The organism is Nocardia sputi, assembly GCF_023501985.1.
This window is the reverse complement of sequence record NZ_JAMFLC010000018.1, coordinates 190,453-202,551: the sequence shown is the minus strand read 5'-3', so window position 1 is coordinate 202,551 and position 12,099 is coordinate 190,453. Positions and strand designations below refer to the sequence as shown.

The window sequence follows — 12,099 nt, the reverse complement described above, 5'->3', positions numbered from 1 at the left end:
CGGGTAGGCTACTGGCCGGATTGCCAACTATTCCAAGGATCAGGCCATGCAGACTGTCGCCGTCGTCGCGGTTCCCCCGGTCAAGGCTTTCGACCTCGCCATGCCGGAAACGGTGCTCGGCGCGGCCATGGTGGACGGCCGACCCGGCTACCGCATCGTGGTGTGCACGGCCGTGCCCGGCGTACTGCCCGCGGGCCTGGGCGGATTCGACGTGGTGGTCTCCCGCGGCCTGGAAGCGATCGAGGAAGCGGACACCGTCATCGTGCCGAGCACCGGCAGCCGCGCCGATGCCGACGTCGCCACGCTCACCGCCCTGCGTCGCGCAGTGGCCGCGGGCAAACGCGTCACCTCGATCTGCAGCGGCGCCTTCGTCCTGGCGCAAGCCGGCCTGCTGTCCGGCCGCACCGCCACCACGCATTGGGCCTTGGCCGACGAACTGGCGGCGAACCATCCGGACGTGTCGGTCCGCAGCGACATGCTGTTCGTCGAGGACGGCCCGATCACCACCGCCGCGGGCGCGGCGGCCGGGATCGACCTGTGCCTGCACCTGATCCGCGCCGACTACGGCGCGACGGTGGCGAACGCCGCCGCCCGAGCCGCCGTCGTCACCCCGGTGCGCCCCGGCGGGCAAGCTCAGTTCGTGGACGCGCCCATACCCCCGGAGAAGGGCGTGACCCTGGCCAACACCCGCGCATGGGCGCTGCGACGACTCGACACCCCGTTGTCGCTGGACGACCTGGCCGGACACGCGCGCACCAGCGTCCGAACGCTGACTCGCCGCTTCCACGAGGAGACCGGTATGAGCCCGCAGAGATGGTTGCTGCTCCAGCGCCTGCAACGCGCCAGGGAACTGCTCGAATCCACCACGCTGCCGATGGACCAGGTGGCCAGGCACAGCGGCATCGGCTCGGCGGAGTCGTTGCGCCAGCACATGATTCGACATGTCGGAGTGCCGCCGAGCAGCTATCGCGCGTCCTTCACCCGCTCACCGGCGCACCAGAACACGAAAGAAAAATGGTCCGCTGAGCCCGACCTCCCACGAGCAACCCCTAGCAGCTGATCGGGGTCGCTTCACCCTTCAGACCTACGGCTGTGCACCTCAGGGACAGCGGGCTTCGGCAGGACGCGCGATCCCTATCAGGGCGTCCCACTCGGCGTCGGCGAGATCGGTGGCGGCATGCGCGCAAGCGGTCCGAATCAAGCCCTCCGGCGAGATGTCGCGTTCGATCAGCGTGCCATCGGCGCCCCCGGAGAATTCGGGACCGGGGCTTACCGTCACGAGACGCCGTCCATCAGGGGACAAGGCGACAGCGGATTGGACGTGCCAGACGGAATCGGGCTCTATCTCCCCCAGATTCGTGCCGTCGGCCGCGAAAAGCGTCGAGTAGCCTGCCTGGTCTGTCGCGACGACCACGGCCGCGTCCGCCGCGGCGGAAAGCTGCGAGGTCGCGCCCCGAGTGCCGCGGAAGGGAATCGTCCGCTCACGGATGGAGCCGGTCCGATCCCAGATTTCGATACTGTCCTGTCTGCGGATCAGCAGATGCGGTCCGGCGAACAGCATCGCTTGCACGTCCTTGCCCTCGAGATCGTGCGCACTCTGCCGTTCGGACGAGTCGTAGACCGAGATGTGGTCGGCATCGCGCACAGCCAGCCACTCACCGGTCGCGTCGATCACCGCTTCCTGAGCCTCGTCGGAGTCGACCGCGCCGCCTGCCAGCAGGGATTCCGTCTCGATACCGCCGGTCGCCAAATTGTGCACGTACACCCTGCCGCTGCTGTCCATCGACACCGCGGTGGGCGAAGAGGGCGATACTCCGGCCGCGCGGACGCGTAGATACGGGGGCGGAGAGGACAGGACCGCCACCTCGAACGGCGTTGACACCTCTGGCTTGCGCGCGGGTACGCGACGTTCCGCGCCGGAGACGGGATTCGCGGCGAGAGCCAGCACGGTGCCGTCCGGTCGCCACGCGGGAGTGGCGGACAGTCCTGGTATGAGGTGCTGCTGGGACGAGTCCGGTCCGAGTTGTTGAATGATCACCACGTCGCTGTTCAGCACGGCTGTATCCGGATTCTTGTGCTGACCCTCGATCACAGCGGTGCGCCCGTCCGGCGAGAGGGACAAGCTGGGCTCACAAGAGTTGCATCCTTTGACGATCGGCACGGCGATGGATTTCGCCAGGCGGTCACGCTGCTCGAGGTCCCACAGGGTGATCAGCGGCCCGGAGGCCGACACCAGCCGCGTTTCGGAAGTTCCGAGGAACCGCAGTAGCGCTCGGTCGAAATCTACGGCGGCGCCGGTGATCAGCGGCGGCGGCTCCGGAGGCTTGATGCCGGCCGTCACGTCGGCAACATAGAAGCCACGGCCGTCGCTGGGCACCGCTGCCGTGCGTCCCGTGCGGCTGAGCACGGCGGGCGACCAGCGGCTGGGCATGGCGACACCGGCGTACCCGTCCTCCGGGCGAGGAGCATCCGGGGTCGCGCGCAGCCGGAACACCGGGACCGGAAGGCCGGGCATGACTCCACACGTGAACGAGGACCCGTCGGCCGACAGTTCTCCGACCTTCTGTCCGACACCGCAAACGTAGTCCGCATCCAGGGGTGAGATGTCCGCGACAGCCCCGTCTCGCAGGGAGATCTCTCGCACGTGGCCGCCGGTGTCGAGCAGACGCAACGTCGTGTCGTCGGGAAATACCATGCTCCGCATCTCTCGGCCGGTCGGATGCGAGGAGACAACCCCTCCGGACAGCGCGTCGATGACATCGACCGCACCTTCGAAGCGCCCGGCCGCGTCGGTATGGCTCCGGTGGACCGCGCCGAACTTCCCGGACTCGGAGATCGCGACGACATCGGCGCTGCGCTGATTCGGCGCGCCGAAATCGCGTCGGCCGAAATCCCCGCGCCACAACGTGGTCGACACACCATCGGTGGCGATGACGGTCCGGCCGTCCGCGGCGACGGCCACCGACCGAATCCGGCCGGGCAAGCCCGCGACGGGAGTCGTCGCCGGATCACCGGGCGCCCACGTCACCACCTGCCCGTCGGCGAGTCCGGCGACCACGGTTCGGCCGTCGGCGCTGCTGCGCAGGACAGCGACGTCCGCGGGCGCGGCAACGTACCGGGCGACGCCTGGACTGGCCAGATTCGCCCGCAGCAGCGCGGCATGGTGGCGCGGGCTCGGGTCGAGACGGTATGCCGCGACGGCCAGCAGCAGGGCCGCGCGAACATCGGTGGTCAGTCTGGTGTCGGCGACAGAAGCCATGAGCCGGGCCGTGGCGATCCCTGCCTGCTCCTCGGCGCGATTGCTCTGCACCCAGGCAACGAACCCTGCGACCAGCGCCGAGACCAGCATCATGGCCAACGTGACGATGGCGGCCTGCGCCCAGCGCAAGTTGTGCTTGGTCTGCTGGTAGCCCTCGGACTTGACGTCCGCCTCGGAGACGCCGCGGACCACCGAGGCAATGCTCACCGCGATGGCGTCGATGTCCGGGTACGGGACTCCGTCCGCGCCCTCGCGCCACTTGATCGTCTTGTATACCGGCTCTGCGGCGTAGGCCCCGAACAGACGCGGCGGCAGCGCGGTCGAGCGGGCGCGGTCCCAGTCGCCTGCTTGCTCGTCCCACTCCAGAGAACCGGCGCTGAGAACCAGCAGGATCGTCTCGGGAGATCGATTCGCCAGCCACCACTCGATCTCCCGGTCGACCCACGCCGACCGGGCAGCCTCGGGGGACGCGATCACGACGAGCCACTTCGAACGCGACAGACCGGCGACGATCTTGCCCCACAGTTCGGGACCGATCGAGACGCCGCTGTAGTCGAGGAACACACGCATCCGCGGAAAGCGGTACCACGGTCGCGGCAGCTTCTCGATCGCGTTCTGTACCGAGGGAAGCAAGGCCCGGTCTCGGTCACCGCTGTAGGACAGGAAGGCCCCGTACCCGGTGTCCGAACGCGTCATTCGCCTTCGACGCAGCACGCTCACGAACTCGCCTCGCGCTCTACCGCGCCTGGGCGCGGCTCACCGGGAATGCGGTCGGTCGCATCCATCGACGTAGGCGCTGCACTTCCTTGCGCCCGCGCGACGGAGCATATTCCGGCTACCGTGCCCACGGCAGCTCCAGCACCCACGTTGCGGATGTCTCAGCCGACCCCCGACGCGGAATCGGTCCTTGCACGGGCATAAGGCCCCCTCCCGATTGTCGAGATTCCCGCGGCGCCGTGGCGACTATCCAACTGTCGCACCCAACTTGGTACCAGCAATGGGGGTCTCGGGCCTATCCCCCAATTGATTGGGGGGCACGCGACCACGAATTGGCAGGGTAGCGACCGAGACAGCGCCTCGGCGGCTGGGCTATCACGCTCCGAGCGACTCACCAGTGACAGCGACCTCCCGCATGCCGCCGGGCGTCACCGGTAATGATGGTTCATGGCCGAAATTCTCGTCACCGGCGGAACCGGTGCGCTCGGCAGGCTCGTGGTCGCTCGGTTGCGTGAAGCGGACCACGAGGTGCGGGTGCTTTCACGTCGCTCGGGCGCGGGCACACACATCGGGGATCTGCGCAGCGGCGCGGGCGTGGCGGAGGCTGTGGCCGGAACCGAGGTGGTCGTGCACGCGGCCTCCGATTCCCGTCGCATGGGCCGACCGGATATAGCGCAGACCGAGAATCTGCTCCGGGCCGCACGCGGGGTCCGGTACCTGCTCTACGTGTCGATCGTCGGGATCGATGACATTCCGTTCCGGTATTACCGCAACAAGGTGGCCTGCGAACGAGCGATTATCGACAGCGGTGTGCCGCACACGATCCTGCGGGCGACCCAGTTCCACGAGTTGCTCGGGGCCGTCTTGCAGACCGTCGAAGGGTGGCCCGTGGCGCCGTTGCCGTCGAGCTTCCGTTTCCAACCGGTCGCTGCCGCTGACGTGGCGGGGCGGATCGCCGAGTTGGTCGAGGGCGGTCCGCTCGGTCGTGCTCCCGACTTCGGGGGTCCGGAGGTGCTGACGATGGCGCAGCTGGCTCGGGTGTGGCGGGACGCCCGGCGGCGTCCGCGCCGGATCGTCGCGCTGCCGGTGCCCGGACGGGTCGGGCGCGCTTTCCGGGCGGGGGTGAACACCTGTCCGGATCATCCCGATGGCGAGCAGACCTGGGCGGAATTCGTCGCTTCGAATCCCACGAACGCCTACACCGCCGAGTAGGAGCATCGGCGTGGCGCATCACACCGGATGCCGACGCGACGAGAACCACCAGGCCGATCGCGACATCCACGGTCGAATCACACCAGGGTGCGACGGTCCAGCCCGCAGTGCCAGGCGCTCTCCACGATCCCGCGCACCTGCAACCCTCCGCTGAGGCACGTTTGCCCCATACGCGTACTGCTCAGTGCGCCCGCGCCCGGACCATCTCGCCCGCGGCGACCCGGTAGCGGTCGGCGATCAACCGGACCACCGCCGGGTGCACGCCGATGGGCTCGGCGACGCCGTCGGCGCCCGCCTCGCGCAGGCGCTGCTGGAACAAGCCGTGTGCGAGCAGGTAGGAGGCGACGAAGACCCGGCGCTCCCCCGCCGCGCGCAGTTCGGCGACCACGTCCGGCACGCGCGGCGCACCGGTCGCGACGTAGCCGATACGTACCGCGGAACCGAGGCGCTCGGCCAGCAGTGCGGCCGCGCGCCGGACATCCTGGCGGGCACGAGCGTCCGAAGAGCCCGCGGCGGCGAAGACCACCGCGTCACCGGGCGTCCAGCCCGCCGCGCGCAGCCGCATCGCCATGATCCGCGCCAGCGCCGGATCCGGCCCCATGGCGGGCGTGACCGCCACGGCGGGATGGGCGCTGTCGGCCACCTCGCGCGGCACATCCTGGTAGACGTGATAACCCGAGGCCAGGAACGCCGGAACCACCACGGCGGGAACGGTTTCCCCGGTCGGCGTCACCAGATCGCGCAGCACTTCCGACGGCGAAGGACCGAGCACGTCGACGAATGCCGTGCGCACCCACGGGCTCTCCCCGAGTTGCTTCGTCACGGCTTCAGCGAGCGCCGCGATCATCTGCACGCCCTTGGTGCTGCGGGTCCCGTGGGCCACCAGCACCAGGGCGGGAGCGGTCACCAGCTCCCCGCAGCCTGGATGTACCGAGGTGCCCGGGTCGGAATTCCGACGCCGGGCACTTGCGGTCCTCCTGTCGCGGTGGGCCTGGGGTTGTTGTCGGTACATTCCGCCGGGTCCAGCGCGAGCCGGTACCCGCGTTTGACCACGGTCTGAATCGCTTTCGGCGTGCCGAGTCCGGCGCGCAGACGGGCGATGGCGGTCTCCACCGCGTGCGTGTCATCCCCGCCGCCGGGCAGCGCGGCGAGCAAGTCCTCACGCGAGACGACCCGGCCGGGCTGGCGGGCCAGCGAGCGCATCAGGGCCATCGGGGCGGGCGCCAGCTGACGCACCTGACCGTCCACCACCACGCACGCGCCACGCACGCTGATGATGTGTCCCGCGGCGTGAATCCGGTTGGCGCGCCGGGGCAGTTCCTCGGCGACGTGGCGGGCCAGCGCACCCAGCCGGGCCCGGCCCGGCATCGAGGTGGGCACCCCGAGCTCCTCGAGCGGCGCCGCCGTGATCGGGCCGACGCAGGCGGGCAACACCCGACCGCGCAGCGCGTACAGCAACCCTTCCAGCAGCCCGGTTTCCTTGGCGCGCATCAGCATCGACGCCACGGCGGGCGCGCTGGTGAAGGTGACGCAGTCCATGCCGGAGGTGACGATGGCCTCGATGAGGTTGTCCATCGGCCCCTGGTCCTCCGGCGGCACCCAGCGGTACACCGGCACCGGCACGACGTCGGCGCCCGCGCAGCGCAGGACCTCGCAGAAGTCGGGCACCGGCTCCCACTCGGTGGTGGCGCCGTGCAGCTGCACCGCGATCCGGACGCCCTCCACGCCCTCACCGAGCAGGTGATCGAGCACCTCGGCGGAGGACTCGGAGGCGGGCGACCATTCCTCGCGCAGTTCCGCGGCGCGGATGGCGCCCTTGGCCTTCGGGCCGCGGGCGAGCATCCGGGTGGTCCCGAGCGTCGCGCGCAAGTCCTCGGCCAGGCCCCAGCCTTCGGCAGCCTCCATCCACCCGCGGAAGCCGATTCCCGTGGTGGCCACGGTGATCTGCGGCGGATCGGCGACCAGCTGCCTGGTCACCCGCTCCAGCTCGTTGTCGTCGGACAGGGGGATGATCCGGATGGCCGGCGCCGAGACGATGGTCGCGCCGCGCCGTTCCAGCAGCGTGGCGAACTCCTCCGCCCGTCTGGCCGCCGTGATACCCACCGTGAATCCGGCCAGGCTTTCGCCCGCGTCAACTGTTGTCATTGGCGTTCATCCATCCGAGGACGCGAGCGCGGTGGACACCGGCTCGTTGGAAATCGAAACGATGCCGTCGTCCACGCGCACCGCGTACACCGGCAGCATCGCCGATTCGTCGTCCAGGCAACGCCCGTCGACCAGGGAGAAAGCCTGCTTCAGCAGCGGCGAGGCCACGACGGGCACCCCGCCGCGATCGCCGACGATCCCGCGCGACATAACCGCCGCCCGGCCGATCGGATCGATATTGCCGACGGCATACAGCATGCCGTTCTCCAGCAGGAACAGGGCGGCCTGACGGCCGCCTTTCAGCAACACCGCAACGCCGCGGCCGGGAATCAGGTAGTCGAGACGGCATGCCTGCGTCCACCCTGTGGTGGTAGCTGCGGCGATGCCGGGGGTATCGATCACGGTCATCGGTGTCATCCTCCAAACGCCTTACTCATTGGTACCGACGTTCTGTTTCCAAGCGGTTAAGCGGTCATTTCCCCTGCGTGGCGACCGGGACTTCCGGCAGTCCGAGCAGGACGGGAACCTTCCGCTCCCCGGTTTCGTCGAAGGAAATCGTCGGATCGGCTTCCTCCGGGGCGTTGACGAACGACACGAAGCGAGACAGCTTCTCTTCGTCTTCCAGCACCGCGGCCCACTCGTCGCGGTAGCCGGCGACATGCTGGGCCATCGCCGTCTCCAGATCCTCGGCGATGCCGAGGCTGTCCTCACAGATCACCTGCTTGAGGTAATCCATGCCGCCTTCCAGCGCCTCCTGCCACGGGGCGGTGCGCTGCAAACGGTCGGCGGTGCGGATGTAGAACATCAGGTACCGATCGATGTACTTGATCAGCGTCTCGTCGTCGAGCTCACCGGCCAGCAGCACCGCGTGCTTCGGGGTGAGGCCGCCGTTGCCGCCGACGTAGAGGTTCCAGCCGTTCTCGGTGGCGATCACACCGACGTCCTTGCCGCGCGCCTCGGCGCATTCGCGGGCGCAGCCGGAGACCGCCAGCTTGAGCTTGTGCGGCGACCGCAGGCCGCGGTAGCGCTTCTCCAGCAGCACGGCCATGCCGACCGAGTCCTGCTGACCGTAGCGGCACCACGTGGAGCCGACGCAGCTCTTCACGGTGCGCAGCGACTTGCCGTACGCGTGCCCGGATTCCATGCCCGCCTCGACCAGCCGCTTCCAGATCAGCGGCAACTGCTCGACGCGCGCGCCGAACAGGTCGATGCGCTGGCCGCCGGTGACCTTCACATACAGGCCGAATTCCTTGGCCACCTCACCGATGGTGATCAGCTGCTCGGCGGTCACCTCGCCGCCGGGCATCCTGGGCACCACCGAGTAGGTGCCGTTCTTCTGCAGGTTGGCCAGGAAGTGGTCGTTGGTGTCCTGCAGCGCGGCCTGCTCGCCGTCGAGGATGTGATCGCTCGAGGTGGAGGCGAGGATGGAGGCGACGGTCGGCTTGCAGATGTCGCAACCCGCGCCCTTGCCGTACTTGGCGAGCAGGCCGGAGAAGGTGCGGATGCCGGTGACCTGGACGATCTGGAACAGCTCGGCGCGCGACTGCTCGAAGTGCTCGCACAGCGCCTTCGACATCTCCACGCCGGACTGCTCGAGCAGCTTCTTGAGCATGGGAACGCAACCGCCGCAGGAGGTTCCGGCGGAGGTGCAGCTCTTGATCGCCGGGACGTCGCAGGCGCCGTCCGCGATCGCCCCGCAGATCGCGCCCTTCGAGACGTTGTTGCACGAGCAGATCTGCGCGTCGTCGGGCAGCGCGTCGGCGCCCAGTTCCGCGCCGGCGGGCGAGATCAGCGCGGCCGGTTCGGCGGGCAGCGGACGGCCGACCAGCGGGCGCAGCGCCGAATAGGCGGTGGCGTCGCCGACCAGGATGCCGCCGAGCAGGATCTTCGCGTCATCGGAGACGACCAGCTTGGCGTAGGTGCCCTTCGCCGCGTCGTGCAGCACGACCGACAGCGCGCCCTCGGTGACGCCGTGCGCGTCGCCGAAGCTGGCCACGTCGACACCCAGCAGCTTGAGCTTGGTCGACATGTCCGCACCAGGGAACTCGCCCGCGCCGCCCAGGAGGCGGTCGGCCACGATCTCGGCGGTGCTGTAGCCCGGCGCGACCAAGCCGTAGCACACGCCCTCAACGGCGGCGCATTCACCGATGGCCCAGATGTTCGGGTCGGAGGTCTGCAAGCCGAGGTCGGTGATGATGCCGCCGCGCGGGCCGACTTCCAGCCCCGCGTCGCGGGCGATCTGGTCGCGCGGGCGGACACCGGCGGAGAACACCACCAGCCCGGCCTCGATCACCGTCTCGTCGGAGAGGGTGACCTTCACGCCCGTGCCCGCCCCCTCGATCGAGGAGGTGCCGACGCCGGTGTGCACGTGCAGGCCGAGGTCGGTGACCAGCCGCTCCAGGATGGCGCCGCCGCCCTCGTCGACCTGCGCGGGCATCAGCCGGGTGTTGTACTCGACCACGTGCGGGGTCAGCCCGAGCAGACGCAGCGCGTTCGCGGCCTCCAGGCCGAGCAGTCCGCCACCGACCACCACGCCGGCCGCGCCGGGTCCGGCGGCCTCGGCGGCGGCGCGGATGCCGTCCAGGTCCTCGAGGGTGCGGTAGACGAAGCACTCCGGTCGGTCGTGACCGGGCACCGGAGGCACGAACGGGTAGGAGCCGGTGGCCAGCACGAGCGCGTCGTAGGCGAGGATGTCGCCTGCCGACGTGGTCACCTTGCGCGCCGCCCGGTCGATCGACTCGGCGCGCTGGCCCAGTCGCAGCTCGACCAGCTCGTCACCGGCGTACTCGTTGCCGGGCAGCGCGAGCGCGCTCGCGTCCCAGGCGCCGACGTAGGACGACAGGCCGACGCGGTCGTAGGCGGGCAGCTGCTCCTCGCTGAGCACGATCACCTGCCAGTGGCCTTCGGTGTCGCGCGAGCGCAGCGCCTCCACGAACCGGTGCCCGACCATGCCATGGCCGACGACCACCGCGGTCTTGCGAGCGACTGTGGGGTTCATCTGGGGTCCTCCTGGACTGGATCGGGGGTCAGGCGCGGGCCGACGAGCCGGCGGACGGGGACTGGGAGCGGCCTGCTTCTGCTTCGAGGACGAACGTCTCGGCTTCGGTGACGACATCGGACTCGGTGGCGACGCCGCGCACGCCGGGACGGCGCAGGAAGACCGCCCAGACCACGAGGGCGCAGACCACGTAGAAGGCCATGAACACCCAGAACGCGGTGGTGGCCGACTGGGTCGAGGCGTATGAGGAACGCAGCACCAAGTTGATGGCCACGCCGCCGAGCGCACCGATGGCGCCGACGAATCCGATCAGCGCGCCGGAGGTGTTCTGCGACCAGGCCGCCCGCGCGTCCGGGGTGGCGTCCAGGCTCCTGGACTTGGCCTCGAACACCGACGGGATGATCTTGGTGACCGACCCGTTGCCGATGCCGGAGAGCACGAACAGGGCGATGAAGCCGACCACGAGGGCGGTCATCACCGCGCCGCTGGCCACGCCGTTGTTGTTGTCGGCCATCATGCTGGCCCCGGTGACCAGCACGGCCGCCGCCATCATGGCGCCGAAGACGTAGAGAGTGACCCGGCTGCCGCCGATACGGTCGGCCCATTTGCCGCCATACGGCCTGGCCAGCGAACCGAGCAGCGGGCCGAGGAAGGCGATCTGCGCGGCGTGCAGCGTGGCCTGCGCGACGCTGTCGCCGCCCGCCCGGAAGCTGATCTGCAGGATCTGCCCGAAGGCGAAGCTGTAGCCGATGAACGAGCCGAAGGTGCCGATGTAGAGGAACGCGATCGCCCAGGACTGCGGCACCTTCAAAGCCGTGATCATGTAGGACAGGTCGGCCTTCTGGTTGGGCAGGTTGTCCATGTACAGCGCGGCGCCCACGCCGGCGATCGCGATGAACACCAAGTAGATCGCGCAGATCAACGAGGCGTACTCGTTGCCGAGGGTCGCGATGACGAACAGGCCGATCAGCTGGATCACCGGGACGCCGATGTTGCCGCCGCCCGCGTTCAGGCCCAGCGCCCAGCCCTTGAGCCGCTGGGGGTAGAACGCGTTGATGTTGGTCATCGAGGAGGCGAAGTTGCCGCCACCGAAGCCGGCGAAGGCCGCGACCACGAGGAACGTCGTGTACGAGGTGCCGGGCTGGTTGACGAAATACAGCGTGAGCAGGGTCGGGATCAGCAGCATCAGCGCGCTGAAGACCGTCCAGTTGCGCCCGCCGAAGCGCGCGGTCGCCACGGTGTAGGGAATCCGCAGGAACGCGCCGACCAGCGTCGGCATCGCGACCAGGAAGAACTTGCCCGCCGGATCGATGCCGAACTTGTCGGTGGGCATGAACAGCACCATCACCGACCAGATCGACCAGACCGAGAACCCGACGTGCTCGGCGAAGACCGACCAGATCAGGTTGCGCCTGGCGATGTCCTTGCCGCCTGCTTCCCAGGCGGCGACATCCTCGGCGTCCCAGTGCTCGATGCGCGGCCTGCGGAACATAGTCCGTCCCAGCGCTTCCAGACGGTTACGCGTCAGCGTGCTCAACGGGGCCTCCCAAAGTCGGTTGGCCCCACGGTAGGAAATGGGTATTGCCGAAATGCTGCGTGAAATGACCGTGAAATCAACGGTTGCTCACGATTACCGCCGCACCGGGGTGAGTTTCTATCGAATGTTTCAGGCATGTGACACAACGGTTTCCGTCCGTCACAAAAAGGCCGATATCGAATAATGCGATCGGTGAGGTGTGACGCGCGCTACTGGCGGCGCGAATTCATG

At 69.0% G+C, this 12,099-nt stretch carries 8 protein-coding genes; 2 read left to right on the top strand and 6 right to left on the bottom strand.

Annotated features, from left to right (window positions below; genetic code table 11):
- Positions 1–46: 46 nt before the first annotated feature.
- Entirely contained in the window at positions 47–1,060 is a 1,014-nt protein-coding gene (locus tag M8859_RS23795) for a GlxA family transcriptional regulator (RefSeq protein ID WP_249644835.1), read from the top strand.
- Positions 1,061–1,099: 39 nt separating this feature from the next.
- Here M8859_RS23795 and M8859_RS23790 read toward each other — a convergent pair whose 3' ends face one another.
- Positions 1,100–3,955, bottom strand: a complete 2,856-nt coding sequence (locus tag M8859_RS23790; protein ID WP_249644834.1) for a TIR domain-containing protein — start codon at positions 3,953–3,955, stop codon at positions 1,100–1,102.
- Positions 3,956–4,423: 468 nt separating this feature from the next.
- On the opposite strand from M8859_RS23790, the gene M8859_RS23785 reads away from it, so the two are divergent.
- Complete coding sequence (locus M8859_RS23785) at positions 4,424–5,188, top strand: SDR family oxidoreductase (protein ID WP_159920723.1); 765 nt, start codon at positions 4,424–4,426, stop codon at positions 5,186–5,188.
- Between the two features lie 181 nt (positions 5,189–5,369).
- Here the strand turns inward: M8859_RS23785 and M8859_RS23780 are convergent, their stop codons facing one another.
- From M8859_RS23780 to M8859_RS23760, 5 genes are all read right to left on the bottom strand, one after another.
- Positions 5,370–6,095 carry a sirohydrochlorin chelatase gene (locus M8859_RS23780; RefSeq protein WP_159920721.1) on the bottom strand — a complete coding sequence of 242 codons (726 nt, stop codon included), beginning with the start codon at positions 6,093–6,095 and terminating at the stop codon, positions 5,370–5,372.
- Complete coding sequence (locus M8859_RS23775) at positions 6,092–7,333, bottom strand: uroporphyrinogen-III synthase (protein ID WP_159920719.1); 1,242 nt, start codon at positions 7,331–7,333, stop codon at positions 6,092–6,094. Before M8859_RS23775 ends, M8859_RS23780 begins: the two co-directional genes overlap by 4 nt.
- A gap of 6 nt (positions 7,334–7,339) precedes the next feature.
- Complete coding sequence (gene nirD, locus M8859_RS23770) at positions 7,340–7,741, bottom strand: nitrite reductase small subunit NirD (protein ID WP_159920717.1); 402 nt, start codon at positions 7,739–7,741, stop codon at positions 7,340–7,342.
- Between the two features lie 64 nt (positions 7,742–7,805).
- Positions 7,806–10,331 (bottom strand): nitrite reductase large subunit NirB, encoded by a 2,526-nt coding sequence (gene nirB, locus M8859_RS23765; protein WP_195069479.1) that lies wholly within the window; start codon positions 10,329–10,331, stop codon positions 7,806–7,808.
- A 28-nt stretch (positions 10,332–10,359) separates the two neighbouring features.
- On the bottom strand, positions 10,360–11,823 hold the full coding sequence (locus tag M8859_RS23760) for a nitrate/nitrite transporter (protein ID WP_159921285.1): 1,464 nt from the start codon (positions 11,821–11,823) through the stop codon (positions 10,360–10,362).
- Positions 11,824–12,099 lie beyond the last annotated feature (276 nt).

What these genes read in the sequence shown, in the direction of transcription:
- M8859_RS23775 (WP_159920719.1), bottom strand. Translation starts at nt 7,333, where the DNA reads ATGACAACAGTTGACGCGGGCGAAAGCCTGGCCGGATTCACGGTGGGT.
- nirB (WP_195069479.1), bottom strand. Translation starts at nt 10,331, where the DNA reads ATGAACCCCACAGTCGCTCGCAAGACCGCGGTGGTCGTCGGCCATGGC.
- M8859_RS23785 (WP_159920723.1), top strand. Translation starts at nt 4,424, where the DNA reads ATGGCCGAAATTCTCGTCACCGGCGGAACCGGTGCGCTCGGCAGGCTC.
- M8859_RS23790 (WP_249644834.1), bottom strand. Translation starts at nt 3,955, where the DNA reads ATGACGCGTTCGGACACCGGGTACGGGGCCTTCCTGTCCTACAGCGGT.
- M8859_RS23795 (WP_249644835.1), top strand. Translation starts at nt 47, where the DNA reads ATGCAGACTGTCGCCGTCGTCGCGGTTCCCCCGGTCAAGGCTTTCGAC.
- M8859_RS23760 (WP_159921285.1), bottom strand. Translation starts at nt 11,823, where the DNA reads ATGTTCCGCAGGCCGCGCATCGAGCACTGGGACGCCGAGGATGTCGCC.
- nirD (WP_159920717.1), bottom strand. Translation starts at nt 7,741, where the DNA reads ATGACCGTGATCGATACCCCCGGCATCGCCGCAGCTACCACCACAGGG.